The sequence below is a fragment of the Ensifer adhaerens genome (assembly GCF_020035535.1).
Classification (GTDB): domain Bacteria; phylum Pseudomonadota; class Alphaproteobacteria; order Rhizobiales; family Rhizobiaceae; genus Ensifer.
In genome coordinates this window covers 2,904,161-2,928,650 of sequence record NZ_CP083350.1, presented here as the reverse complement: position 1 = coordinate 2,928,650, position 24,490 = coordinate 2,904,161, and the positions used below count along the sequence as shown (strand labels likewise).

Sequence of the window (24,490 nt, the reverse complement as noted above, 5' to 3'; positions counted from 1 at the left end):
GGGAGGAACTTAATGCGTAATAAGCTATTCGGCCTGACCCTCGCGGCGATGACCGCCCTTGCTGGCGTGTCGCACGCGCAGGAAGAAAAGAAAGTGACGATCGGTGTCTCGATCCCGGCAGCCGACCATGGCTGGACCGCCGGCGTGGTCTTCCATGCCGAGCGCGTCGCCAAAATCCTGATGGAACGCAACCCGGGCCTCAACGTCATCGTCAAGACCTCTCCCGATCCGGCGAGCCAAGCCAACGCCGTACAGGACCTCGAGACGCAGGGCATCGACGCTCTCGTCATCCTGCCGACCGATCCGGATCCGCTGGTCAACGCCATCAAGGAAGTGAAGGGCAAGGGGACCTTCGTCGCTCTCGTGGACCGTGCGCCGAGCGTCAACGACAACTCCGTGCGTGACCTTTACGTCGCGGGCAACAACCCCGCACTTGGTCAGGTTGCCGGCGAATACATCAAGGCAACGACGCCGGAAGCCGAAGTCGTCGTCATTCGCGGCCTGCCGATCCCGATCGACCAGCAGCGCCAGGACGGCTTCGACAAGGGCATCGAAGGCTCGAAGGTCAAGGTTCTCGATCGCCAATACGGCAACTGGAACCGCGACGACGCCTTCAAGGTCATGCAGGACTACCTGACCAAGTACCCGAAAATCGACGTCGTCTGGTGCCAGGACGACGACATGGCCGTGGGCGTACTGCAGGCGATCGAGCAGGCAAAGCGCACCGACATCCAGTATGTCGTCGCCGGTGCAGGCTCGAAGGAAATGATCAAGAAGGTCATGGACGGCGACAAGATGATCCCGGTCGACGTTCTCTATCCGCCGGCGATGGTCGGTACGGCGCTTGAGATGACCGTGGCCAACTTCTACGGCCAGGTCCCGGTCCGCGGTGTCTACACGATCGATGCGACGCTGGTGACAAAGGACAATGCCAAGGACTTCTACTTCCCGGATTCGCCATTCTGATCCGGAGTTGAGGCAAAAGGCGGCCCGCGATCTGCGTGGGCCGCCATCAATCCGCGCATGCGCGCAACAGGCCTGTCAGGCTGGCAGCGCTACCCATCCGGAAATCCGATGTGACGTCGTCTTGGGCCCCGTGACGGTTCCGGGGGCGTCTCCGATCGTCCGGCAAAGCTTTCCAACGGAGGAGACGAGACATGAAAACCATCAAGGGGCCAGGGCTCTTTCTTGCGCAATTTGCCGGCGATGCGGCGCCGTTCAATTCCTGGGACGCGATCACCAAATGGGCGGCCGATTGCGGTTACAAGGGCGTGCAGGTCCCGAGCTGGGACGCACGGCTGATCGATCTGAGACAAGCCGCGACCTCGAAGACCTATTGCGACGAGTTTGCCGGCAAGGCCCGCGACAACGGCGTCGAGGTGACGGAGCTTTCGACCCATCTGCAGGGCCAGCTGGTCGCCGTGCATCCGGCCTATGACGAAGCCTTCGACGGATTTGCAGCACCCGAGGTGCGTGGCAACCCGAAGGCGCGCCAGGCCTGGGCGGTGGAGCAGGTCAAGCTGGCGCTGACCGCCTCGAAGAACCTCGGCCTCAGTGCGATGGCCAGCTTCTCCGGCGCGCTCGCCTGGCCCTTCGTCTATCCCTGGCCGCAGCGACCGGCCGGTCTCGTCGAGACCGCCTTTGATGAACTGGCGAAGCGCTGGAGGCCGATCCTCGAACATGCCGAGGAGAACGGCGTCGACATCTGCTACGAGATCCATCCGGGCGAGGACCTGCACGACGGTATCACCTACGAGATGTTCCTGGAGCGCACCGGCAACCATGCCCGCGCCTGCATGCTCTACGATCCCTCGCACTACGTGCTGCAGTGCCTCGACTATCTCGACAACATCGACATCTACAAGGACCGCATCCGCATGTTCCACGTCAAGGATGCGGAGTTCAACCCGACCGGGCGCCAGGGCGTCTATGGCGGCTACCAGGGCTGGGTCAACCGCGCCGGCCGCTTCCGTTCGCTCGGCGATGGCCAGGTCGATTTCGGCGCGGTGTTCTCGAAGATGGCCGCCAATGATTTCGCCGGTTGGGCGGTGGTCGAATGGGAGTGCGCGCTGAAGCATCCCGAAGACGGTGCGCGCGAGGGGGCCGACTTCGTCAAGCACCACATCATCCGCGTCACCGAGAAGGCGTTCGACGACTTTGCCGGTGCAGGTACGGACGATGCAGCGAATAGGCGGATGCTGGGGATTTGAATAGAGTTCCACTGTTCAAGCTACTCTCGACACTGGTTCGCTGCCGTGCGGCACTTGGCACACGCCTCTGGCACACGCGAACAGATGCTGCCGGCTTAGGGCGGGGCACGGCCACAATACCGCGCCCCAAACTGCCTTTCCGGTGACGCCTCCGGTTACCGGGCTCTCTGCCGACGCTCGTTGTCGTGCCAGCGGCGGATGTCCTGCGGGGTTGCCTTGCCTGCCCGTGGGCCGTGGATAGTGACGGAGCGGGAGGCGGCGGCTACGGAGAAGTCCAGTGCTTCCTCGATTGTCTGGCCCTGCGAGAGACACCAGGTCAACGTGCCGCCGAAGGTATCGCCGGCGCCAGTGACGTCGACCACTTCGACCGGAAAGCCGGGTACGCGAAGGACCGTGTCGCCGTTGCGGGCCTCGGCGCCATCTGCGGCAAGGGTGCGCACGACCCAGTCGATCGCGTGCGCCTGCATCCAGTCGCCGATCATCGTGATGTCGTCATGGCCGAAGGCAGCGCGGAAGCCAACCTGGTTGAAGATGACGACCGCAGCACCGGTCAGGTACGGCATGTCCTGTGGCGTGCAGCCGCCGACGTCGAGATCGAAGATGGCCCGGCGGCCATGCTGGCGGAGATCGGCAAGCAGAACGGCTTGCTTGACCACGCCTTGCTCCGTTCGCGCATGGAGACGGCGGACGCGATAGAGCGTCGTGTAGAGAAAGCCTGGCTGGCGCAAAGCGTCGAGAGCAGCGGGGTCGAGCCACATCGGCTGCTCGCCCATCTCCACCGTCAACACGACATGTTCGCCATCGACGAGGAAGATGAAGTTCCGCGATTCGGGAATGGCAGGATCGATCAGCATGTGATCGACCCCGACGCCATTATCCTTCAAATCGGCGATCAGCCGTTGCGACAGAGGGCTGTCGTTGAGCAGCGAAATGAACTGCGTCTCTCCGCCGAGGCCCGCATGCACGACCGCAGCGTTCGCGATGGAACCTCCGGCTTCAGCAGGGAGCTCCTTGACCATGCCCTTGTCGGCGCGGCCCGGCCAGCGATCGGCGGTGTAATATTCGTCGAGCGCGACGTCGCCGATGAAGAAGCTTGTCATACACTCGCTCCTCCGGCTGGGATCGCCTGCACCAGCTTCGGTCCACCGGTCACCGGCACCCAGGGATTTTCGCCGAGGCCGCAAATAGCCATCCAGTAGTAGGGGGTCGGTCCCGAAACGCCGCGGCAGGCGTCGTGCCAGACGTTGCGGTCCATCACCACAGCTTGCCCCGGGGCGACCACGAAGGCCTCGATCTCATTGCGATCCGGCGCCGCGGCATTCGACGCAGGGGCGACGGCGAGGACAACCGGTTCGGCGAGGCAGAAGATGGCCTCTTCCGTTTGCGGATGCCGCTCCATTGCGCGGCAGTGCCACGGCGCGCCGCCGCCGCGCGTAATGCCGAGATGGCCCGCGCCATCGATCACCGGCGTCTTGGAGAAGCCATCGTTCCATCCGTCACCGGCGGTCCAGACGACCTTGGGATCGGTGTCGCCGGTCAGATCATAGACCTTGCCGTAACGCGCGAAATTGTCCGGCGACACAGGCCTGGCGAAAACACTGTCGGCCGCGCTCATGCCTCGCTCCTGATGGCCCGCACCACGCGCATCAGCCCGGCGACATGGGCGGCCTCGACGCGGCCGGTATCCTTGTGGTCGTGCTTGAACCAGCTCCCGACGACGGCGCCATCGGCTTTGGCCAATTGCTCGGCGGCATTGGCCTCGGTGAGGCCGGCACCGATCAGCAGCGGTGTCGCGCCGCCGGTTGCGGCACGGAAGCGCGCGACCTTTTGGAGGTCGGTCTGCTGGCCGGTGGCGTCGGAGGTGACCACCAGGCCGTCGCAGCGTGAAGCCCCGATGCGCACATCTTCCGATTCCGGCCGCCCGGACAGAATTGGCTGGTACTTGAAGCGAACGCCGCCGAGCAACAGCGCTGAAACGTCTTCGCGGCGTGCAGCGAGTTCGGTTGCGAAGGGTTCGTCCGCATCCGGCGGCAGATGGCCGGCGACGGAGTCCACCTGGATGAAGGAAACCGGGTATTGTTTGGCAAGCGCAAATGCGCGCGCGTCGTCGCGCAGCACGTTGACGCCGATACGCGTGCCGAGGTCGAACCCGAACAGCCGGTCCAGCACCCGCTCGACGTCTTCGGCCCCGCCAAAGTAGTTCTCGACCACGACCCCGTCCACGCCTTCGCCAGCCATGATGCGAGCCTCTTCCTCGGCCTGGGCAAGTTTGGCGGCGGGGTCGTCACCGGCAAGGTGCAGCATGCCGAAGATCGGCTTAGGGGTGGTGAAGGTGTCGCCGAAGCGGCTCATGTCTTGTTCTCCTGCATCGCGCTTGTCGGCGCGGTCTCGCGCCCCCAGCGCGTTGCGAATTTCATCTGGACGGCCGGCGAGTAGACGATCGACGTGCGCTCGACCAATCGGTCGTCGGCATCGAGCACGTCCCCGCTGGCGCAAAGGTAGCCCGGCACGCCAGGTGCCGGGGCAAAGACCTCCCTCAAGCGATCGGAAGGCGGCACGACGCTGAGCAGCAGTTCCGAACGCAAGGGGTGGCGGTCATAGTCGCGACGCAAAACCTCGTAGAGCGATTGCGTCGCGAAATCGTAACGGTCGATACCCGGATAGAGGGCGAGATCGAGCTGTGAAGTGTCGACGTTCAGCCAGCTCACGATGTCGCCATTGGCAAGCCCGCGGGCGCGCACCAGCAGGAGCTCGCCATTCTCCACGCGATGTTCCAGCACCCGCGTCACCGGACGTTGGCCCTGGCGACGGGCAAGCTCCGTAAAGCTCCCGAAGTTCCAGATGTTGTGGCTGATCGGACGGTGTGACACGATCGTGCCGCGACCGCGAACCTGCTGGACCAACCCTTCCGACACCAGAAGCGCCATCGCGTTGCGGACCGTGGTCCGGGCAATTCCGAACTGGTCGCGCATCTGGTTCTCCGAAGGAATGGCTTCGCCTTCGGAGAAATCACCGCTCAGGATCGCGGCGCGCAACGCCCGATAGAGCTGCCGGTAGAGCTGTTCGCTCGAATAGGAGTCGAGGCGCAGCCGGGACAGTCTGTCATCCGGGTTTTCACCGTTTGCGGTGGAGGCGTCTGGCGTGGAAGGGTGGGTCAAGTGAGGCTCCGGCCGAGGTTGACTACTTGGTGGCTCCGTTGATCTTGAACTCTTCGACGGCAGCTTGTTTCAAGCCGTAGCGGTCCAGGATCTGTGCATAAGTGCCGTCGGCCTTCATCGCATCGAGCGCGCCCTTGACCGCATCGCGCAGCTCGCCATTCGCCTTGGCGAAGGCGATGCCGTAGTGGTTGACGTCACCCATTTCGCCGATCTGGTGGAACTTGTCCGGCTCCTGCTTCATCAGGTCCAGCAATCCCTCTAGGCCAATGACCGAAGCCTGGGCACGGCCCTGACGGATCTGCATGATGTGTTCGGCCTGGGTTGGGATCTGGATGACGGTGATCAGCTTGTCGGGTGCGCAGTTGGCCTTGCCGACGTCTTCCGCCCAGGTCACCCAGCTCGTGCCCGTCGCGACAGCCACCGTCTTGCCGCAGAGATCAGCTTCGTTCTTGATCTCGTCTTGCTGGTCTGCGGTAGAATAGAACACGTTGCCGGTCTTGAAATAGTCGATGAAGTCGAGCTGGGTCTGGCGCTCCACCTTGTCGGAGAACGCGGTCATGATCAGGTCCGACCGGCCGGTGACGACCTGCGGGATCAATTGCGGGAACTCGACGTTCTGGAATTCTGCCGTCAGCCCCAGACGTTCGGCGATCGCCTTGGCGAGATCGATATCGAAGCCTTTCAGTTCGGTCGATCCCGCGTCGCTATATTCCATCGGCGGATAGGCAAGGCTGATCGTGACGTTCAGCTTTCCAGCCGCCCGCACTGCTTCCGGCAGAGCGGCCGCCAGCTTTTCGTCCTTAGCATGAGCCAGGCCTCCGGCAGCCAGGCTGATAAATGTTGCTGAGGTTAGCCCCAGAACCATTGGCAGCAGTTGTTTCATTTCCGTTCTCCCTCTTTTTGAACTCTTGTCGTCAGGCCAGCACACGGCTGAGGAAACTGCGCACGCGCGGGTCGCCGGGGCTGCTGAGAACCTGTGTGGGGGCGCCCATCTCGCGAATTTCGCCTTCGATCATCACGACCACGCGGTCGGCGACCTCCCGGGCAAAGCCGATCTCGTGGGTCACCACGATCATGGTCGTTCCGCCGCGCGCCAAGTTGCGCATGACTTCCAGCACCTCGCCGACAAGTTCCGGATCGAGCGCACTGGTCGGCTCGTCGAAGAGCATCACGCGCGGCTCCATGGCCAGCGCCCGGGCGATCGCCACACGCTGTTTCTGGCCGCCTGAAAGCTGCGACGGATAGCTCGATGCTTTCGCGGCCATACCGACCTGCTCAAGCAGACCCATGGCGCGGGCTTCGGCTTCAGCGCGGCTCAAGCCGCGCACCACCATTGGCCCTTCGATGACATTGCCGAGCACGGTGCGGTGCGCGAACAGATTGAAATGCTGGAACACCATGCCGAGTTGGCTCTGCTGCGCCCGGAGCCGCTTGACCGGAAGTTCCTGAAGCGCGCCGCGACTGAGCTCGTAGCCCATGATCGCACCGTCGACCCAGACATAGCCGGCATTCGGCGTCTCCAGATGGTTGATGCAACGCAGAAAGGTGCTCTTGCCGCTGCCCGACGGCCCGAGAATGCAGAGCACCTCGCCATAGGCGACTTCCAGATCGAGGCCCTTCAGGACTTCGTGGCTGCCAAAACTATTGCGGATACCGACCGCCTTGACTGCGAGACTCATGCTTCCCTCGGGGCGACAGGACGACGGGCCCATCCTTTGAACCAGCGGCGTTGTCCGGCTGCGGGCGCTGCATCGCGCCCGAAATGGCGTTCGAGATAGTACTGACCGATGGAAAGAACCGTGGTTCCCGCCAGGTACCAGACGGCGCAGACGAACAGGAGTTCGATGACGGCACCGTTGATGAAGTAGATGCGTTGCGCCGCGTTCAGCATCTCGCCCATGGCGATGGTGGCGGCGAGCGACGAGAATTTCAGCATGCCGATCGCGCTGTTGCCGAGCACGGGCAGGATCAGCCGCAAAGTCTGCGGCAAGATGATGCGGCGCATCGTCTGTCCTGGCGTCATGCCAAGCGTGTGAGCCGCTTCCTTCTGGCCCTTGTCGACCGAGCCGATACCACCGCGCACCACCTCCGTCAGATAGGACCCTTCATTGACTCCTAATCCGAGCACTGCCGCGACAAAGGGCGTCACCACATCGACCATACGGGCATCGATGAGCCCGGGGATGTACAGGCGCGGGAAGACCAGCGCGATGTTGAACCAGATCAGCAGCTGCAAGAGCACCGGTGTGCCGCGGAACACCCAGACATAGAGCCATGCGGCAAAGCGCAGGATCGGGTTTTCCGACAGACGCATGATGCCGAAAGCGAAGCCAAGGAAGACGCCAAGTACCAGCGCACAGGCCGAAATCAGCAGCGTCCAGCCGAAGCCGGTGACGATGACGCCCGCCGTCAGAAACTGACCGACCACCGTCCACTGGATTTGCCCGACGGCAAAGGCGCGGCCGATCACGGCAAGCAGCAGGATGACGAGGCCGCCGCTGACCCACCGGCCCGGGTGACGCAGGCGACGGATAGCGACGTCTGGACCGGGCAGGTCTGCGAGTGGCAACGCGGACGTTGAAGTTGATTGAAAGTGGTGCATGGCATCCAATTGTAGGGTTAGGCCTACAACTTGATAGAAGCACGCTTTGAGGGAGTCAAGCTGGCTGTCTGAGAATATTTGCGGCTGTGCATATTCGCGCTCAACGCGCGGAGGGCTTGGAAATCAGCGGTCGCGAGGGATGAGCTGATTAAATGGAATTGTCGGCGGCGCGGAGGGCAGGCGAGGGGATCCAGATTCGGAAGCCCCAGGTGCCATAGGGAATTGGCACCTGCCGGGACGCATGCGCATGATGGCAGTACCGGGGGCAACGGAGGCAAGCTGGCCGTTGAAGAACGACGGGTGAGGTTGCGGCGCGCATTGTAAACGCGGCGCTTGCCGATGGGCCGCGCCGCTTCGGCGAGCGAGACGTCGAAAATCTCGCTTACACGGATGCTCTTTGTCGCAATGCCGTCCGGACGCAGTCTGTCCCCAGGCGGCCGGTTGGTCCTACACCAAGCCGCGCGCGGACGGCATCAGGGGGCGGGCAAGCGGATTGTCGCGCCTTCCAGCTATCTGCTCCGCCAGCAGGAAGGCGGTGGTTGGGCCCAATGTGAAGCCCTGATGGCCGTGGCCAAAATGAAACCATAGGCCTTTGTGGCGGGTCGGGCCGACGACAGGCAGCATATCGGGCATGCAGGGGCGGGTACCCAACCACGGTGTTGCCTCGATGGGTTCATGCAGGGCAAAAAGCTCGTGGGCAGCTTTGGAAGCATTCAATATCTGTCGCGATGTCGGCGCTGTTCCCGGCGGCGCCATGTGTGCACCGGTCAAAACCCGCCACCCCGCATTCATCGGTGCAACCAGCGTGGCACTATCGACATCCAGCATCGAGATGCGCGGCCCGCTCGGGCCCGTAAAGTGCCGGTGATAACCGCGCTTGAACACCATGGGTATGCGATAGCCGAATGTCTTGGCGAGCATTGGCGACCATGGCCCCAAGGCGACAACCGCATTTTCGGCGCTGACAGTGCCGTCCTCGGACAAAACCCGCCACCCGGCGCCATTCTGCTGCAAGGTCAATGCATCGCCGCGAGCCAGTTTACCGCCGCGCGCCACGAAGAGAGCGGCATAGCGGGCGACCAATTCGCCGGGGTCACGACAGGTCCAGGGCGATGTCCAATGGACGGCACCGGCAAGCCGGCGCTGCAACGCGGGTTCGCTCGCAGCAAGATCGTCTGGACTGAGCACATCCGACGGCACGTCGTAGACGCGCTTCAGCCGTTCCGCCTCGATGGCAGCCGCCTGGAAACTGGCGGGCGAGCGATAGACAGCGCGCCACCCCGTTCGCACGATCAAGTCGTCGGCCGCGGCCGGCCCGATGAAGTGCGCATGATCATCGCTCGCACGCAGCGCCAGCCGCGAATAAGCCGCGATGGTCCTAGCATAAGGCGCCGGTGCAGATTGGGCGAAGTACCGCCAAAGAGGCCCCGCCAAACGTGGTATGTCGCGCAGCCTCCAGTCGACATCGTTGCCGCGCTTTAGTGCGACCCTGGCGATCTCGCTCACCGAGCGGGGGAAGGCATAGGGCTCGACGGCCTCGGTCTGAATGATACCGGCGTTGCCGTAGCTGGTTTCGCGGCCCGGCGCCTTGCGGTCCAGCAGCACCACTTGGTGCCCGCTCTCTTGCAATGCGAGCGCGGTTGAGACGCCGACCATGCCGGCGCCAAGGACGATGGAGGTAGTCATTTCTTGTTTCCGAAAAAAGGCTTGTCAGAAAGTCAGGCGCGAATTGTAGCCGACCACGAATTGGATGAAGCGCGAGACATCGACCATGTCGTCACCCTGGTACCGGACTGTATAGCCATCGGTGCGCTCGACGCCCTTGAGATAGGAGAGGTACTCGGCGGGCAAGCGATTTCGAAACACAATCTCCAGGACCGGATTTTCCAGTTTGAACGGTTTGGCTGAGCCGGCTTTCGCCAGCGCCGCCTTGACGCCTTCGCGAATCCGGCGATGCGCAACGGCCGGCGTCAGCGTAATCGCCGACTGCGTGCTGTAGACCTGCTTCACCGGCACGGTCACGATGTCGCCGATGCGTTGCCTGATCTCCTCCAGGGCCACATTGTCGCCCGAAGCCAGTAGCACCGGAACGTCGAAGTGCCCGGCAATGGCGGCGTTGATGCCGGCCTCCGGCATGACGACGCCGTTGATCCTCACTTCGGCAAAGGCTGTGCCGCCGATGGTGTGCGACAGCACGCCGCCCACATGGCTTGCGCCCGCGTGATAGCCGAGAAGCATGGCGCCGACAAAGGGCCCGAGCTCGACGCCCTGCATCATCATCAGCGGGCGCGGCCAGCTACGCACGACCTGCACATAGTCAGGCAGATGGTCGATCAGGATGCTCTCGCCATTTCCGTGAGAATCGCTGAGGATGACCTCCTCTACGCCTTCCTCATGCGCAGCCTCGCAAGCGTGGACCACGGTGTCCGTCATCCAGCGCCGGGCGTTCTCGTACTCGAAACCTTCGGGCATCAGCTGGTCGCGGCTCACCACTCCGACGATCCCCTCGATGTCAGCGGAAATATAGATGCGCATTCCTGCCTCCCCGGCCAGCCGCGCGATGGCGCGGATAATGCATTTGACTTTCCGACGATAAACATAGTTTTATGATTAGAAAATATCTTTCTTGAGGGGCGAGAGGCGAAAATGAAACTTTTCATCGCAGGGCTGGATACCGAAACCAATACCTTTTCGCCGATGCAGACAGGCCTCGAAGCTTTCAGGGAAAACCTCATCGCCTATGGCGACGCCACCAGCAAGCCGCTCAACTGCTGCTCCTCGCAGATGTCCGTCTGGCGCAATGCCGCGCAGGAAAAGGCCTGGGACGTGGTGGAGAGCCTGTGCGCTGTGGCCGAACCCGGCGGCAGGACAACCCGGGCAGTTTATGAGAGTTTCCGCGCCACCATCCTCGATGATCTCAGGGCAGCGCTTCCAGTCGACGCCGTCATGCTCGCCCTCCACGGCGCCTGCGTCGCGGACGGCTACGATGATGTCGAAGGGGACCTGATTGAGCATGTGCGCGGCGTGATCGGTCCGGATGTGCCGATTGCCGTCGAACTTGATCTCCATTGCCACATCACCGACTGCATGCTCGCCAATGCGACCATGATCGCCACCTACAAGGAATATCCGCATACTGATATCGAGGAGGTTGCCGGCCAACTGTTCCGGTTGATGGAGCGCACGCTAGCGGGCGAAGTGCGGCCGACCATGGGTATCCATGATTGCCGCATGATCAACACATTCCATCCGCACCGCGCCCCCTTGCGCGGCATCGTCGACCGCATGAAATCCATGGAGGGACAGGACGGCGTGCTTTCAGTCTCATTCGGCCACGGCTTCCCTTGGGGTGACGTCGAAGATGTCGGCGCCAAGATGCTGGTCGTGACCGACAACGACCCGGAAAAGGCCGCAAGGACCGCCCAGTCCTTCGCCCGGGAGATATTCGATGCACGCGAAGAAATGCGGGGAGACTATCTCAGTATCGACGAAGCGCTGGATCGGGCCATTGCCGCTAAGAGCGGCCCGATCGTTCTGGCCGACGTTTCCGACAATGCAGGCGGCGGCGCGCCGGGGGACTCAACGTTCATCCTGCGCCGCATCATCGAGCGCGGCATCGGGGACGTTGCCTCCTGCCTCTACTGGGATCCGATTGCGGTGCGCATGTGCCGCGAAGCGGGAGAGGGGGCGACTCTGGCGTTGCGAATCGGCGGCAAGGTCGGGCCTGCTTCCGGCGACCCGCTCGATCTCACGGTGACGGTCAGACGCGTCGCTTCGGGCGTCACCCAGCGTTTTGGCCCGACACCGCTCGGCATCGGCGATGCCGTGTGGGTCTCGGCCGGCAGCATCGACATTGTGCTCAACACCGTACGCACGCAGACGTTTCACCCGGAATGCATGACCGCCCTGGGCCTGGACCTGGCGCAGAAGAGAATCGTCGTGGTGAAATCCAGCAACCACTTCCGTGCCGGTTTCGAACCCATCGCGCGCGACATTCTCTACGTCAGTGCACCGGGCGCCTTGCAGCCGACTTTCGAGGATCTGGCCTTCACCAAGCTGAAGCGTCCCTATTGGCCCAGAGTCGCCAACCCGTTCGAAGCGTAGGCAAAGGCGGATTCCATCCGACGGACGACGCGGGCTGCGTTGCCGCCGGCACCGATTGCCTTCGAGGCAATGTTGATTTCGGCCACGTATTATAGGAAATGGTTTTCCTATAATACCGATTGGATTCTACCGTTTTCCGGGCGCATGGCCCGGCCGGCAATCCGATGGCTGCAGGCAAAGCGGAGACGCCAACGATGACCGACGCGAAATCCAGCCTCGGCGATATCCTCAAGGATATTCGCAACCGCAATCGCTGGACGTTGGCAGAAGTCAGTTCCTTGACGGGCCTTGCGGTTTCGACCCTTTCCAAGGTCGAGAACAACCAGATGCAACTCACCTACGATCGACTGATCCAACTGGCGCAAGGGCTGAAGGTCGACATCGTCGAACTTTTCGGGACCATGGCCGGCGCCGAGGACGCCCCAAACATGCTCGGGCGTCGCACGTACAACAGATCTGGCGAGGGGCGGGCGATCGTCACGCAGAACTACGACTATCTCTATGTTTGTACAGAGATTTCGAAGAAGTCGATGGTTCCGATCGTGGCTGTGGCACGAGCCCGCACGATCGAGGAGTTCGGGCCGCTTATCCGGCACAAAGGCGAGGAGTTCTTCTACGTACTCGAAGGGGAACTGGAACTCCACACCGAGATCTATGCGCCCTTGCGGCTCAAGAAGGGCGATTCCTGCTACTTCGATGCCATGACCGGGCACGCCTATCTCAGCGTCAGCGAGGAGCCTGCGCAAATCCTGTGTGTCTGCTCGACCCCGGAAACCGAATTGGTCTCCACCCTGGCAAACGCGCAGACGATCAAGCTCAAAAGCTGACCTAAACTAAAAAACAAATACGATAAGAAAAATTATTACACTTAGGAAAATCGTTTCCTACTCTAGCGCTGCGGTGGATGCCGGGAGGGCATCGCAAGCCGCAGTTCTGGGGAGGACTACGAGATGAACGGTTCCAAGTGGAAATCGATTGGCGTTGCCTTGCTGCTGGCATCGACGCCGCTTTCCGGCGCGATCGCTGCGCAGGACGTGCTGGTGCTGGCGCGCGCGGAAGATCCGCCGACCGCCGATCCGGGCATAGAGATCAGCAACAGCGGCTACACGCTCATCTACGCAGCCTATGAGCGGCTCGTCGCCTACAAGGGAGCCTCGACGGAAGTCGGACCGGAGCTCGCCGAAAGCTGGACTGCCGACGATGCCGGTCTCGTCTGGACCTTCAAGCTCGCCAGCGGCCACAAGTTCGATGACGGCTCGCCGGTCGACGCTGCAGCCGTCAAGTTCAGCTTCGACCGGTTGATGAAGCTGAAGGCAGGGCCATCCGACGCGTTTCCGGTACTGAAAGAGGTCGAGGTCGTCGACCCGCAGACCGTACGCTTTCACCTGACGGCGCCGTTCGCGCCCTTCATTTCGACGCTGGCTGTCTCCGGCGCTGCGATCGTCAATCCCAAGGTAATGGAGCATGAGAAGGACGGCGACATGGCGAAGGCCTGGCTTGCCGAGCACTCGGCTGGCAGCGGCCCCTACCGCATCACCTCCTGGGAGCGAAACCAGAGCATCGTTCTCGACCGCAACGAACATTATGCGGGCAGTCAGCCGGCGCTGAAGCAGGTCGTCATCCGCATCGTCGGCGACGTGTCGGCCCGCCGCCTTCAGCTGACCAACGGCGATGCCGACATCATCGAGCAGATCCCGCTCGATCAGGCCGAGGCGCTACAAAAGGACGCCTCTCTCGTGGTCGAGAGCAATCCCAGCATGTATGTGAACTACATCTACATGAACAACCGACAGCCGCCGCTGGACGACGCCAAGGTTCGCCAGGCGATTTCCTATGCGGTCGACTATCAGGGCATCATCGACGGCATCATGCTCGGCCAGGCCAAGCAGATGCGCGGCGCAGTGCCGAGCGGCATGTGGGGGCACGATCCGCAGGGGTTCCAGTACAGCTACGACATCGAGAAGGCCAACGCACTGCTTGCCGAATCCGGCAAGAGCGGCATCCACCTGACCTATACCTTCTCACAGGCCGATCCTGCCTGGGAACCGGTCGGCCTTGCGCTGCAGGCTTCGCTGGCGGAAATCGGCATCAAGCTCGATCTGCAGGCGGTCGCGGACACGACCAAACGCGAACTGGTGGCCAACGGCAAGTTCGACATGGCACCCGGTGCCTGGACGCCCGATTTCGCCGATCCCTACATGTTCATGAACTATTGGTTCGACGCCGACAAAATGGGCGGACCGGGCAACCGTTCATTTTACGGCAACACCAAGGTGACCGCTCTTGTGAAAGAGGCCGGATCCATTGTCGACGAGGAGAAGCGCAAGGCGCTTTACATCGAAGCACAGAAGCTTTCGACGGAGGACGCGCCCTATCTCTACATCATGGAGAAGAACGACATCTTCGCCCGCCGCGCCGCGGTGAAGGGTTATGTCTACAACCCCATGCTGATCCAGGTCTACAACTTCGGAACGATGTCGAAAACGGAATGAGAGAACAGGATCTCGCCGATCCTGTCGCCTTAACAGGCCTCATTCCACGGAATGCCTGCCGCCGGCTCCTAGGGCCGTGGCGGCAGGGTTTCATCGTTTCCGAAGCAAGGTCAGGGTTCTCCTGCGGAAGGGCTGACGTCCATGACAATCACCCGCATCATCATCCCGCGTCTGGTGCTTTTGCTTTTCGTGGTGTTGGGCGTCGCCATCATCACTTTCACCATCTCTCATCTCATACCGGGAGATCCGGCGCGCATGATCGCGGGGGACCGGGCGAGCGCCGAAACGCTTGAAAACGTCAGGCGCAATCTGGGGCTTGATCGCCCGGTCGTCGAACAGTTCACCATCTATATCGGCAATCTGCTACAGGGCGATCTCGGCACGTCGCTTCGGACCAATCGCCCGGTTGCGGCCGATATCCGTACCTTCCTGCCGGCAACGCTGGAGCTCGGAACGGTCGCGCTCTTCATCGCGATCTGTCTGGGCGTGCCGCTCGGTGTGCTGTCGGCCGTCTACAAGGACGGCCCGATCGACCAGATCGCGCGGACGGTGTCGGTTTGCGGCATCTCGATGCCGGTATTCTGGTTCGGCCTGATCCTGATCTATTTCTTCTACGCCAAGTTCCAGATACTTCCGGGCAGTGGGCGACTGGCCATGGGCGTCGTCGCGCCCGAACGCATCACCGGCTTCCTGTTGGTCGACTCACTGCTGCAGGGGCGCTTCGATGCCTTTCGCAGCGCCCTTTACCACATCATCCTGCCCGGCTTCGTGCTGGCCTTCGCCAATATGGGCGTGATCACGCGCCAGATCCGCGCCTCGATGCTGGATGTGCTGCAGGAAGACTACATTCGCACCGCGCGCGCCAGCGGCCTGCGCAAGGGCGTGATCATCTTCAACTATGCGCTTAGAAACGCGCTGATCCCTTCGATCACCCTGCTCGGGCTGGCGCTTGGTGATCTGCTTTATGGCGCCGTGTTGACCGAGACGATTTTCGCCTGGCCAGGCATGGGCACCTACGTCGTCACGTCCATTCAGACGCTCGATTTTCCCGCCATCATGGGTTTCACGATCGTCGCATCCATCGGCTATGTGCTGATCAACCTCCTGGTCGATCTTGCCTACATGCTCGCCGACCCGCAAATCAGGGAGGTCTGATCATGTCCGCCGTCATGCCGACTGAACCTGCTGCCGCGAGTGCCGCCATGCGCAGGACCAAATCCCTCTCCGAACGCCTGCGTTATCTTTGGTACCTCAGCCGCCGCAGCCCACTGACCCTGGTTGGCGCTGCCATCATTCTGCTCGTGCTCGTGATGATCATCGCCGCGCCGGTGATCGCGCCGTACAATCCGGACAAGGTGTCGCTGACGGCGCGCCTGTTACCGCCGAGTGCTGCCCATTGGTTCGGCACGGACGAAGTCGGCCGCGACCTGTTCTCGCGCGTGATCTACGGGGCGAGGGCGTCCTGTGGTGCCGCCTTCATGATCGTGCTGATTTCGATGTCGGTCGGGGTGCTGATCGGTTGTTTTTCCGGCGTCGTCGGCGGACGGGTCGATACCGCCATCATGCGGCTGATGGACGTCGTTCTTGCCTTGCCGGCGCTGGTGCTGGCCATGGCGCTGGCGGCAGCTCTCGGACCCAGCCTGTTCAATTCCATGCTGGCCGTGGCGATCGTGCGCATTCCCGCCTATGTGCGCCTGGCGCGCGGTCAAACGCTGTCGCTTCGCGAGCAGGTCTTCGTGAAGGCGGCGCGCACCTTCGGCGCCTCGCCATTCTACATTCTCCGCTGGCATATTCTGCCGAATGCGATGTCGCCGATCATCGTCCAGGCGACGCTCGATCTCGGCGGCGTCGTGCTGATCGCAGCTGCGCTCAGCTTCATCGGCCTCGGTGCCCAGCCGCCGACCGCCGAATGGGGCGCTCTGGTCAGCAGCGGCCGCAGCTACATGCTCGACCAATGGTGGTACGCGACCTTCCCGGGTCTCGCCATTCTGATCACGGCCATGGGGTGCAATCTCGTCGGCGACGGCATCCGCGACATGCTCGACCCGCGCTTGAGGGGCAGATAAATGACTGGCACAGCAGAAGGACGCGGCCAGGCGCTGGCCATTCACAATCTGTCACTGGAGTTTCCAACCTTCAGCGGCGCGATCAAGGCGCTCGACAATGTGTCGATCAGCGTCGGAAAGGCGGAGATCGTCGGGATCGTCGGCGAGTCCGGCTGCGGCAAGTCGGTCACGACCATGGCGGCAACAGGGTTGCTGCCCAAAGGGCGCTACAGGATCACCGGCGGTTCCGTCACGCTTTTTGGCCACAGCACGCTTACCATGGATGACAGTCAGCTCCAGGACGTGCGCGGCAAGGTGGTCTCGACCATCTTCCAGGAACCAATGAATGCGCTGAACCCGACGATCCGCATTGGCCAGCAACTGACTGACGTGATCATGCGGCACGAAGAGACAAGCTTGGCCGACGCCAAGCGCATTGCGCGGGATATTCTTGCCGACATGCTGATCGGCGAGCCCGAGCGGGTCATGAAGCTCTACCCCTTCGAACTCTCAGGCGGCATGCGGCAACGCGTGCTGATCGCCATGGCCTTCTCCTGCAATCCCGGCCTCATCATCGCCGATGAGCCGACGACCGCACTCGACGTTACCGTCCAAGCCGTGATCCTGCGGCTGATCCAGAACCGCGCGCGCCGTACCGGGACCTCGGTCATCTTCATCTCGCACAACGTCGCCGTCGTGTCGCAGCTCTGTGACCGGCTCTATGTGATGTACGCCGGGCGGATCGTCGAGCATGGCGCGACGCGGACCGTGCTCGAGGCGCCGCAACATCCCTATACCCAGGCGCTGTTGCGATGTCTGCCGGAGCGGGTAGTGCCGAAACAGGAGCTCGAAGCGATCCCCGGTGCGGTTCCGAACCTGCTGCATCCGCCGGCCGGTTGCTATTTCCAGCCGCGCTGCAAGGAAGCGGTTGATCTCTGTCGATCTCAATCTCCGCAGTTGGTCGGGGCCGATAACCAGCAAGTGGCATGCTGGAGGCGCAGCGTCGCGTCAGAAACATCAGGGCAGGGGGGCCGGCAATGACGGAAGGCATTCTTACGATGGCGCGGCCAGTTCTGGAGGTTTCCGATCTTCATGTCCGCTTCCCTGCCTCCCGCAACTGGCTCGGCCGCCCAACCTCGCATGTACACGCCGTCAACGGTGTCACCCTTGGGGTACGGGCAGGCAGAAGCCTTGGCATCGTCGGCGAATCCGGTTGCGGCAAGAGCACGCTCGCCCAGGCGATCATCGGCCTTGCGCCTTACGAGCAGGGTAGGGTGGCGATCGACGGTCAGGATTTTCAGGCGGCGCAGGGCAAGCAGAAGCGCGAACTGCGACAGAGGATGCAGATCGTGTTCCAGGATCCACAATCCTCGCTCGATCGGCGCCTGCCGGTCTGGCGGCTCATCAGCGAACCGCTGCACATTCGCGGCGGGCACAGCAACGCCGAACTTCATGCGAAGGCGGAGCAACTCGCCACCGCGGTCGGCCTCAGGCCGGAACATCTCGATCGCTTGCCGCACGAGTTTTCTGGTGGCCAGCGGCAGCGCATCGCCATCGCCCGCGCGATCAGCACGGACCCTGATCTCATGGTTCTGGACGAACCGACATCGGCGCTCGACGTGTCGGTGCAGGCGCAGATCATCAACCTGCTTTTGAAACTGCAGCGGGAGCGGGGGCTCACCTACCTGTTGATCTCGCACGACGTCGCCCTGGTGCGCCATTTCTGCGATGATGTCGCGGTGATGTATCTCGGCCAGATCGTTGAATCAGGCTCGGCCGAAGAGGTGCTGAGCAACCCACGTCACCCATACACCCAAACGCTTCTGGCAGCGGCCCCGAGTTTCGCAACGCCCTTGCCGGCGATCGCGGAGGTGCGGTCGGGCGAGTTGCCGAACAACCGGAGACTGCCGGCCGGTTGCTTCTACAAGGAGCGGTGCGGCAAGGCCGCCGCCGGTTGCGAAGCGCCGCAGGTTCTTCAGCGGTTCGGCAAGGGCAGCCGGCAGGCGAGGTGTCATCAGGCGCAAGGTTGATGCGCGAAAAAGGTAACAGGTGCGCTCCGCTGTCCGCTCGCATGGGCGGACGATGGAGCGTTCTGTATCATTTGATGCGCCGGCCCGTTATTTTAAGAAAGATAATTTTCGTATCGGAAAAATAATTTGATTGATATTGCCGACTGTGCAAATTTGGAGTGGATCGCACCGCTGCGCTTGAACGAAGCGTGACCTACCGCTGCCGGAGACGAGATTGACCTGAACCAAATCCGATCGGCGCCATCTGTCGGCTGCCGCTTCCGTAACGTTCCGAAAGACGGCGGACGCTGTCCCGCTTATGGCCGGTCCATGTAGCTGCGACCCGAAATTAGTTTGATCTGTTGAAAGAGGCCTAACATGAAGAAGGAAGTCGAATGGGCGCGCATGACCGCACCCAGCCTGCGTGAAATAGCCGGAAAGCCGGGGGCGCTCGCCATTCTGCCGATCGGTTCGCTGGAACAGCACGGGCCGCACTTGCCGGTCATCACCGACACCGCCAGCGCATCGGCAGCGGCCATTCGCGCCGCCCGTCTGGTTGCCGATGATATCCCGGTCGCCGTTCTGCCCGGCCAGTGGCTCGGCATGAGCGAGCACCACCTGCCTTTCGGCGGCACCATCACGCTCGACTACGATACGCTGAGCCGCGTCATCCGCTGCATCGTCCGTTCGCTGAAGACGCTCGGGTTCTCGCGGCTGTTCATCGTCAACGGTCACGGCGGCAATATGGATCCGCTTGCAGTTGCCGTGCGCGAGCTGGCGGTTGAGTTCTCCATGCCGATCGTCGCCACCACGCCGTGGATGCTGGCGCAGGAAGAGGCTGGGAAGATCTTCGAGGTCGATACCGGTGCGCACCATGCCTGCGAGGGCGAGGCATCGGTCATGTTGGCAATCGTCCCCGACGCCGTGAAAACCGAGATGTTCGGGCAGGCCTTCGGCAACCAGCAGCATCCCGTCGACGTACCGGCGGACGTGTCTCGTTTCTATTCCTTCGCCGAGCGTGCGCCGATCACCGGCACCTGGGGCGATCCGCGCAGCGCGACCGCCGAAAAGGGCGAGCGCTTCCTCGACCTGCAGGCGCGCGAACTGGTGAAGCTGATCCGCAACGACGTGCTCTGGACCGCGCCGGATCCGGTCTGGACGCCCGGACGTGGTCTCGGCACGACTGCCGGCAAGGCCGACTGAGCTGCATCGGCGAGACGATCGCCGGGCATTCGCATTTCATTCCTATGGGGGATACGCCAATGACTTTGAAATTCGCGCGGACGCGCAAAACCCTTGTTTCCCTGTTTGCAGCAACCATGCTTTCCGGCGTCGCTCTGACGCCGGCCATGGCGAAGACGCTCGTCTATTGCTCGGAGGGTTCGCCGGAAGGGTTCGATGCGGCGCTCTATTCAGCCAACAGCACCTGGGATGCTTCGGCGGAAACGGTCTATGACCGCCTCACTGAGTTCGAGCCCGGTACCACCAACGTCGTTCCGGGGCTTGCCGAAAGCTGGACCATTTCCGCCGACAATCTCGAATATACTTTGAAGCTGCGGGAAGGCGTGAAGTTCCAGACGACGGATGATTTCACCCCGACGCGTGACTTCAACGCCGACGACGTGCTCTTCACCTTTAATCGACAGCTGGACAAGAACGATCCGTGGAACAGCTACTTCCCCGGCGCAAACTGGGAAATGTTCAACGCGATGGAAATGCCGGCGGCCATCAAGGCGATCACCAGGGTCGATGACAGAACCGTTAAGTTCGTGCTGAATCAGCCGGACGCGTCGCTGCCGTCAAAGCTCGCGCTGAACTTCGGTTCGATCGTATCCAAGGAATATGCCGACAAGCTGGCGGCAGAGGGACGGCGCGAGGACCTAGACCGCAAGCCGGTCGGCACAGGGCCGTTCCGTTTTGTCGACTACCAGCAGGACGCGGCGATCCGCTTTGCGGCCAATGCGGATTACTGGGACGGCGCGCCGAAGATCGACAATCTGATCTTCGCGATCACCACCGATGCGACGACGCGCATGCAGAAGCTGCAGGCCGGTGAATGCCATGTCGCGCCATATCCTGCGCCAGCCGACGTGGCCGGGTTGAAGGCAAATCCGGACCTGAACGTGCTGGAACAACCGGGTCTGAACGTTTCCTACCTGGCAATGAACACGCTGGTTGCGCCGTTCGACAAGCTGGAAGTGCGCCGCGCCATCAACATGGCGATCGATCGCAAGGCGATCGTCGATTCCGTCTATCAGGGCATGGGCGAGATGGCCCAGAGCGTCCTACCGCCGACGATGTGGGGCTACAACGGCAGCATCGATGGATATGGCTATGATCCGGAAGCGGCGAAGAAGCTCTTGGACGAGGCGGGCGTCAAGGATCTGAGCATGAAGATCTGGGCGATGCCCGTCAGCCGTCCGTATATGCCGAATGCGCGCCGCGCGGCGGAACTGATGCAGGCGGATCTCGCCAAGGTCGGCATCAAGGTCGAAATCGTCTCATACGAATGGGGCGAATACCTGAAGAAGTCGCGGGACAAGGCGCGCGACGGCGCCATCATCCTCGGCGGCACGAGCGACAACGGCGACCCGGACAATCTGCTGAGCTACTTCTTCAGCTGCGTCGGCGTCGGCGGCAGCAATAATGCGAACTGGTGCTACAAGCCGCTCGACGAAATCTTCCAGAAGGCGCGTAGCAGCTCGGATCAGAGCGAGCGGACCAAACTCTACGAAGAAGCACAAGCGATAATCAGCGATCAGGCACCTTGGGTTCCAATTGCCCATTCTACCGTTGTGCTGCCGATGTTGAAGAAGGTGAAGAACTACGTGATGGAACCCTTGGGTTCACATCGCTTCGACAAGGTCGATATCGAAGAATAAGCCAAACCCGTCGGACATCTGCGCGCCTGTTCCGGCAGGCGCGCAGCGTTGATACCATTCAAACCGTTTCACAATTCAATCTCGTCTCGGCAAGGCAAGGATCAGCCGCAATCCATGTTTTCCGGTAGATGGTGTGGGTTCCAAAGAGTGTAATTTCGGGCCGTGTAGCTGAGTGAGTGAGTGGATGAATGCTCGCCAGGGCAGGGGCTGAAGACCGTGCCAAGGCCGTTGTTGTTTTTTTACGGCCTTTCGAAGTTCGGGGCACTGTTCCGTTCCAGGCTCTTCGAAGCCATGGAGATGACCTCGTTGAGGAGGTCCGGACCCCGACCAAAACCACGGTCTCGGCGGCCCAAGTGACGGCAGTGTAAAGCATGGTCCTGCCCAAGAGCCTGGATCGGACCAGGGGCATGATGACCCGGCGGCGGCCGATCGCGGTTCGCGCCCGAGGCGGTTTCCTCGAAGATGCTGGTACACGCGACCTTGCGTAGCGCGTCGAGCGTGCCGCGACGGTTTGTTCGCGGGTGGAAACGCGCGTAGCCGATCAGTGCCAACACTTCCTCATCACGCTGCGGCGCTCACATCGTATTCGAAATGAATGCGATCATAGGGAAACTCGATTCCATTCTCTGTCCGGTCGATGACACCAGCATTGACGAGCGTCGTCACGTCACGATGAACGGCCTGCACATCGCGGTTGACCCGACGCGCGACCTCGCGGATCGACAACGCCCCGTGTCCCGCGAGCGCCTTGACGATAGCGAGGCGGGAAGGCGCGAGCACTCGGTGCATGTCATCGTAGGAGGTGAAGTTGACCGAAGGTACGGCCTCTGCTGTCTCCCCTGCAAGCGCCCGCCTTCCGGCCTCGACAAAGCGAGCCTTGGCATCCGCTATGGTACTCAAGCGCACAGTCAAAGTTGTCATCTGAGCATCCTTTCCATGTCAGCTTGGAAGGCATCGTAAAGTGCTTCAAGGGACGTAAATTCGATGGCTTCTTCGCGGTTACCTAAGTGACGGTGATCGCCTTTCCCGCGTTCATTGTCGTAGCGGAGAACGCACTCACCGGACGATGAAAGTGCCTGAAAAGGCATTACGAGGCAACGCGATGTCCATGCCGAAAAGCCACAGCCGAAACCGCACTTGATCGAGGAATTCACGGCGGCTTAAACAGCGGTATAAGCGCAAAAAGCAACACTTCCCAAATGACCGTTAAGTTCCAAAGAATGCCGTTTCGGCAATGAAGCTGGGTGAGTGAGTGAAAGATTTGCTCTGGAATACAATGCTTTGGCGACCGCGCGCATAGGATTGGCTGTTGCAGGAGCGGAAATGGGCTGTTTGTTGCTTTTTCGCTTTCGCTCGATCCTCACAGGGCCAGGAGGAACAGGGCTTTGAAGGCGCTCGGCTTGGTCCGAAAAGCAACACGACTGAAATGACCGTCTGGTTCCAAAGAGTGCGGTTTCGGCAGTGAAGCTGGGTGAGTGAGTGAAGGCGATGCCTTATTCGGCATAGGCTTCCGACCTCCGGAGTTCGAACCTGCTGTTGCATACCTCTTTTGCAGGCGTTTGTTGCTTTTTGTCCGAGAAGGAGTTGCAACATCTTTTGCCAGTGTTGCAGCGGCGAGAGAGCCGAGTGTTGCTTTTTACACGCCGCTGAGCATGCCTCTCTAGGCTCGCGCATGCGAGGCCGGTCACGCGCAGGTCATCGCCGAAGTGCTGACAGGACGCCGATGCGATGGCTGTCATCAGGGGAACGCAAGCCAAGCCTTGACCCGCAACCGGCGTTCCGTGCTATAATGTGTACATGTAAACACAGCGGAGAGTGGAGCATGAGTGCGACGATGACGATCCGTGTCTCGGAAGACACCTTGGCCAAGCTGACAAAGATCGCCGAAGGGACGAAGCGCAGCAAATCCTTCCTCGCGGGGGAGGCGATCTCGGCCTACGTCGAGCGCGAGCTTGCCATTATTGAAGGCATCCAGCGCGGGCTGGGCGACGTGGCGGCTGGCCGCGTCGTCCCGCACGAGCAAGCGATGGCTGAAGCCCGCCAGATAATTGCGGAAGCACGGCGCAAGAAAGCGCAAGGATGAGGCGAGTTGTCTGGTCGGCTGACGCACACCGCGACTATCTCGACATCCTCGCCTACATCGCCGACGATAATCCGGATGCAGCCGAGCGGGTCGTTGACGCCATCGAAGACGCGGGCAACAGGCTCAGTGAGTTCGCCACCGGCAGGCCGGGGCGCGTGACTGGCACTTACGAGAAGGTAGTGACGGGCTTGCCCTACATCATCGCTTACGCGCTGACGGACGAGGCAGTAGTGATCGTCCGCGTCATCCATACGGCCCGCGACTAGGGATGCGAGATGTGATCCCGACCACGTGGACATCCGCGAACGAACGCTATTTTTGGAGCCGCGCACATGGAGGTATTGATAGCGTCATCCTGAGGGAAGCCCCGATTTGCAGCGACGTCCGAAAGCGATCAGGAACAATCAAGCTCACGACCTGTTAGAATTCGAAGGCGCATCCGCAGGGAGAGAATTGAAGCTCAGGTATGGTCTAATATTTCTGGCTGGCGCTGCCGTGTTTTGCGAAGGCCTTGAACCACTGGGACCGCACCAGGGACCTGACCGTTTGGCCTTCATTCTAAACATTTCTCAGATACCGCCGTCGGTTCGCAACCTTGACTGCAACGCCAACGCCACCACTGACGTGATCGTCACCTGCTCGTTTGAGATTGACCCAAGCGAGTTCGACAAGGTGCTGTCTGGTTGGCAATTTGCGGACAAGGAAGTTTTGGGGAAGCGTGCCTTTTACGACCTTGAGGCAGCCGACGGATACGTCTGGCTCATGGGGAATAATGAAGGCACAACAGTGGTCGCTGAGCGATACGAAGAGTGATCTCCAGCGACGTCCACGCACCGCAACGTCACGGGTCCGCGCCGCGCGATTGTCGGCCAGCAGGGGTGCCTTCTTGATGGTCTGAGGAGCCG

At 61.6% G+C, this 24,490-nt stretch carries 24 protein-coding genes and 1 pseudogene; 14 read left to right on the top strand and 11 right to left on the bottom strand.

Features of this window, described 5'->3' with window-relative positions; translation table 11 throughout:
- Positions 1–12 precede the first annotated feature (12 nt).
- Both LAC81_RS33430 and LAC81_RS33425 read left to right on the top strand, forming a co-directional pair.
- Entirely contained in the window at positions 13–966 is a 954-nt protein-coding gene (locus tag LAC81_RS33430) for a substrate-binding domain-containing protein (protein ID WP_057249660.1), read from the top strand.
- Between the two features lie 191 nt (positions 967–1,157).
- The gene (locus tag LAC81_RS33425; RefSeq protein ID WP_223728889.1) at positions 1,158–2,210 is read left to right on the top strand and encodes a sugar phosphate isomerase/epimerase family protein; all 1,053 of its coding nucleotides are present in this window, start codon (positions 1,158–1,160) and stop codon (positions 2,208–2,210) included.
- Positions 2,211–2,365: 155 nt separating this feature from the next.
- Here the strand turns inward: LAC81_RS33425 and LAC81_RS33420 are convergent, their stop codons facing one another.
- The 9 genes from LAC81_RS33420 to LAC81_RS33380 form a co-directional block, all read right to left on the bottom strand.
- Complete coding sequence (locus LAC81_RS33420; protein WP_223728888.1) at positions 2,366–3,310, bottom strand: carbohydrate kinase family protein; 945 nt, start codon at positions 3,308–3,310, stop codon at positions 2,366–2,368.
- A complete protein-coding gene (locus LAC81_RS33415; protein WP_223728887.1) occupies positions 3,307–3,825 on the bottom strand; it encodes an ureidoglycolate lyase in 519 nt (172 codons plus the stop codon). Before LAC81_RS33415 ends, LAC81_RS33420 begins: the two co-directional genes overlap by 4 nt.
- Positions 3,822–4,562 (bottom strand): BtpA/SgcQ family protein, encoded by a 741-nt coding sequence (locus tag LAC81_RS33410; protein ID WP_223728886.1) that lies wholly within the window; start codon positions 4,560–4,562, stop codon positions 3,822–3,824. Before LAC81_RS33410 ends, LAC81_RS33415 begins: the two co-directional genes overlap by 4 nt.
- On the bottom strand, positions 4,559–5,368 hold the full coding sequence (locus tag LAC81_RS33405) for a GntR family transcriptional regulator (RefSeq protein ID WP_223728885.1): 810 nt from the start codon (positions 5,366–5,368) through the stop codon (positions 4,559–4,561). Before LAC81_RS33405 ends, LAC81_RS33410 begins: the two co-directional genes overlap by 4 nt.
- 22 nt (positions 5,369–5,390) lie before the next feature.
- Positions 5,391–6,251, bottom strand: coding sequence for an ABC transporter substrate-binding protein (locus LAC81_RS33400; protein WP_223728884.1), 861 nt, complete (start codon positions 6,249–6,251; stop codon positions 5,391–5,393).
- A 31-nt stretch (positions 6,252–6,282) separates the two neighbouring features.
- Positions 6,283–7,047, bottom strand: coding sequence for an amino acid ABC transporter ATP-binding protein (locus LAC81_RS33395; protein ID WP_223728883.1), 765 nt, complete (start codon positions 7,045–7,047; stop codon positions 6,283–6,285).
- Positions 7,044–7,937: an amino acid ABC transporter permease gene (locus LAC81_RS33390; protein WP_223728882.1), complete on the bottom strand. Its 894-nt coding sequence runs from the start codon at positions 7,935–7,937 to the stop codon at positions 7,044–7,046. Before LAC81_RS33390 ends, LAC81_RS33395 begins: the two co-directional genes overlap by 4 nt.
- A gap of 480 nt (positions 7,938–8,417) precedes the next feature.
- Positions 8,418–9,656: an NAD(P)/FAD-dependent oxidoreductase gene (locus LAC81_RS33385; protein WP_223728881.1), complete on the bottom strand. Its 1,239-nt coding sequence runs from the start codon at positions 9,654–9,656 to the stop codon at positions 8,418–8,420.
- A gap of 24 nt (positions 9,657–9,680) precedes the next feature.
- Complete coding sequence (locus tag LAC81_RS33380; protein WP_223728880.1) at positions 9,681–10,505, bottom strand: M55 family metallopeptidase; 825 nt, start codon at positions 10,503–10,505, stop codon at positions 9,681–9,683.
- Positions 10,506–10,616: 111 nt separating this feature from the next.
- Between LAC81_RS33380 and LAC81_RS33375 the strand changes: the two genes are divergently transcribed.
- The 9 genes from LAC81_RS33375 to LAC81_RS33335 all read left to right on the top strand — a co-directional run bounded on the left by LAC81_RS33375 (position 10,617) and on the right by LAC81_RS33335 (position 21,502).
- A complete protein-coding gene (locus LAC81_RS33375) occupies positions 10,617–12,074 on the top strand; it encodes a M81 family metallopeptidase (RefSeq protein WP_223728879.1) in 1,458 nt (485 codons plus the stop codon).
- A 194-nt stretch (positions 12,075–12,268) separates the two neighbouring features.
- The gene (locus tag LAC81_RS33370; protein ID WP_223728878.1) at positions 12,269–12,901 is read left to right on the top strand and encodes a helix-turn-helix domain-containing protein; all 633 of its coding nucleotides are present in this window, start codon (positions 12,269–12,271) and stop codon (positions 12,899–12,901) included.
- Positions 12,902–13,024: 123 nt separating this feature from the next.
- Positions 13,025–14,566 carry an ABC transporter substrate-binding protein gene (locus LAC81_RS33365; protein WP_223728877.1) on the top strand — a complete coding sequence of 514 codons (1,542 nt, stop codon included), beginning with the start codon at positions 13,025–13,027 and terminating at the stop codon, positions 14,564–14,566.
- A 141-nt stretch (positions 14,567–14,707) separates the two neighbouring features.
- A complete protein-coding gene (locus LAC81_RS33360) occupies positions 14,708–15,721 on the top strand; it encodes an ABC transporter permease (protein WP_223728876.1) in 1,014 nt (337 codons plus the stop codon).
- A gap of 2 nt (positions 15,722–15,723) precedes the next feature.
- Positions 15,724–16,632, top strand: coding sequence for a D,D-dipeptide ABC transporter permease (ddpC, locus tag LAC81_RS33355; protein WP_223728875.1), 909 nt, complete (start codon positions 15,724–15,726; stop codon positions 16,630–16,632).
- On the top strand, positions 16,633–17,652 hold the full coding sequence (locus LAC81_RS33350; protein WP_223728874.1) for an ABC transporter ATP-binding protein: 1,020 nt from the start codon (positions 16,633–16,635) through the stop codon (positions 17,650–17,652).
- Complete coding sequence (locus LAC81_RS33345; protein ID WP_223728873.1) at positions 17,649–18,641, top strand: oligopeptide/dipeptide ABC transporter ATP-binding protein; 993 nt, start codon at positions 17,649–17,651, stop codon at positions 18,639–18,641. The genes LAC81_RS33350 and LAC81_RS33345 overlap by 4 nt, the downstream gene beginning before the upstream one ends.
- Positions 18,642–18,998: 357 nt before the next feature.
- A complete protein-coding gene (locus tag LAC81_RS33340; protein WP_223728872.1) occupies positions 18,999–19,823 on the top strand; it encodes a creatininase family protein in 825 nt (274 codons plus the stop codon).
- 59 nt (positions 19,824–19,882) lie between these two features.
- Entirely contained in the window at positions 19,883–21,502 is a 1,620-nt protein-coding gene (locus tag LAC81_RS33335) for an ABC transporter substrate-binding protein (RefSeq protein ID WP_419195850.1), read from the top strand.
- Positions 21,503–22,063: 561 nt separating this feature from the next.
- Here LAC81_RS33335 and LAC81_RS33330 read toward each other — a convergent pair.
- Entirely contained in the window at positions 22,064–22,423 is a 360-nt protein-coding gene (locus LAC81_RS33330) for a helix-turn-helix domain-containing protein (protein ID WP_060529084.1), read from the bottom strand.
- Positions 22,420–22,578: pseudogene (locus LAC81_RS33325) on the bottom strand (toxin-antitoxin system TumE family protein); the annotation flags it as partial. The gene LAC81_RS33330 and the pseudogene LAC81_RS33325, both read right to left, overlap by 4 nt.
- Before the next feature lie 746 nt (positions 22,579–23,324).
- Between LAC81_RS33325 and LAC81_RS33320 the strand changes: the two are divergent.
- From LAC81_RS33320 to LAC81_RS33310, 3 genes are all read left to right on the top strand, one after another.
- Positions 23,325–23,585, top strand: a complete 261-nt coding sequence (locus LAC81_RS33320) for a CopG family ribbon-helix-helix protein (RefSeq protein ID WP_223728871.1) — start codon at positions 23,325–23,327, stop codon at positions 23,583–23,585.
- On the top strand, positions 23,582–23,851 hold the full coding sequence (locus LAC81_RS33315; protein WP_223728870.1) for a type II toxin-antitoxin system RelE/ParE family toxin: 270 nt from the start codon (positions 23,582–23,584) through the stop codon (positions 23,849–23,851). The genes LAC81_RS33320 and LAC81_RS33315 overlap by 4 nt, the downstream gene beginning before the upstream one ends.
- A 106-nt stretch (positions 23,852–23,957) precedes the next feature.
- Positions 23,958–24,398 (top strand): hypothetical protein, encoded by a 441-nt coding sequence (locus LAC81_RS33310; RefSeq protein ID WP_223728869.1) that lies wholly within the window; start codon positions 23,958–23,960, stop codon positions 24,396–24,398.
- The last annotated feature ends 92 nt before the right edge of the window (positions 24,399–24,490 follow it).

What these genes read in the sequence shown, in the direction of transcription:
- LAC81_RS33380 (WP_223728880.1), bottom strand. Translation starts at nt 10,505, where the DNA reads ATGCGCATCTATATTTCCGCTGACATCGAGGGGATCGTCGGAGTGGTG.
- LAC81_RS33395 (WP_223728883.1), bottom strand. Translation starts at nt 7,047, where the DNA reads ATGAGTCTCGCAGTCAAGGCGGTCGGTATCCGCAATAGTTTTGGCAGC.
- LAC81_RS33315 (WP_223728870.1), top strand. Translation starts at nt 23,582, where the DNA reads ATGAGGCGAGTTGTCTGGTCGGCTGACGCACACCGCGACTATCTCGAC.
- LAC81_RS33345 (WP_223728873.1), top strand. Translation starts at nt 17,649, where the DNA reads ATGACGGAAGGCATTCTTACGATGGCGCGGCCAGTTCTGGAGGTTTCC.
- LAC81_RS33335 (WP_419195850.1), top strand. Translation starts at nt 19,883, where the DNA reads ATGACTTTGAAATTCGCGCGGACGCGCAAAACCCTTGTTTCCCTGTTT.
- LAC81_RS33370 (WP_223728878.1), top strand. Translation starts at nt 12,269, where the DNA reads ATGACCGACGCGAAATCCAGCCTCGGCGATATCCTCAAGGATATTCGC.
- LAC81_RS33425 (WP_223728889.1), top strand. Translation starts at nt 1,158, where the DNA reads ATGAAAACCATCAAGGGGCCAGGGCTCTTTCTTGCGCAATTTGCCGGC.
- ddpC (WP_223728875.1), top strand. Translation starts at nt 15,724, where the DNA reads ATGTCCGCCGTCATGCCGACTGAACCTGCTGCCGCGAGTGCCGCCATG.
- LAC81_RS33415 (WP_223728887.1), bottom strand. Translation starts at nt 3,825, where the DNA reads ATGAGCGCGGCCGACAGTGTTTTCGCCAGGCCTGTGTCGCCGGACAAT.
- LAC81_RS33375 (WP_223728879.1), top strand. Translation starts at nt 10,617, where the DNA reads ATGAAACTTTTCATCGCAGGGCTGGATACCGAAACCAATACCTTTTCG.
- LAC81_RS33420 (WP_223728888.1), bottom strand. Translation starts at nt 3,310, where the DNA reads ATGACAAGCTTCTTCATCGGCGACGTCGCGCTCGACGAATATTACACC.
- LAC81_RS33400 (WP_223728884.1), bottom strand. Translation starts at nt 6,251, where the DNA reads ATGAAACAACTGCTGCCAATGGTTCTGGGGCTAACCTCAGCAACATTT.
- LAC81_RS33410 (WP_223728886.1), bottom strand. Translation starts at nt 4,562, where the DNA reads ATGAGCCGCTTCGGCGACACCTTCACCACCCCTAAGCCGATCTTCGGC.
- LAC81_RS33350 (WP_223728874.1), top strand. Translation starts at nt 16,633, where the DNA reads ATGACTGGCACAGCAGAAGGACGCGGCCAGGCGCTGGCCATTCACAAT.
- LAC81_RS33320 (WP_223728871.1), top strand. Translation starts at nt 23,325, where the DNA reads ATGAGTGCGACGATGACGATCCGTGTCTCGGAAGACACCTTGGCCAAG.
- LAC81_RS33430 (WP_057249660.1), top strand. Translation starts at nt 13, where the DNA reads ATGCGTAATAAGCTATTCGGCCTGACCCTCGCGGCGATGACCGCCCTT.
- LAC81_RS33360 (WP_223728876.1), top strand. Translation starts at nt 14,708, where the DNA reads ATGACAATCACCCGCATCATCATCCCGCGTCTGGTGCTTTTGCTTTTC.
- LAC81_RS33365 (WP_223728877.1), top strand. Translation starts at nt 13,025, where the DNA reads ATGAACGGTTCCAAGTGGAAATCGATTGGCGTTGCCTTGCTGCTGGCA.
- LAC81_RS33330 (WP_060529084.1), bottom strand. Translation starts at nt 22,423, where the DNA reads ATGACAACTTTGACTGTGCGCTTGAGTACCATAGCGGATGCCAAGGCT.
- LAC81_RS33340 (WP_223728872.1), top strand. Translation starts at nt 18,999, where the DNA reads ATGAAGAAGGAAGTCGAATGGGCGCGCATGACCGCACCCAGCCTGCGT.
- LAC81_RS33385 (WP_223728881.1), bottom strand. Translation starts at nt 9,656, where the DNA reads ATGACTACCTCCATCGTCCTTGGCGCCGGCATGGTCGGCGTCTCAACC.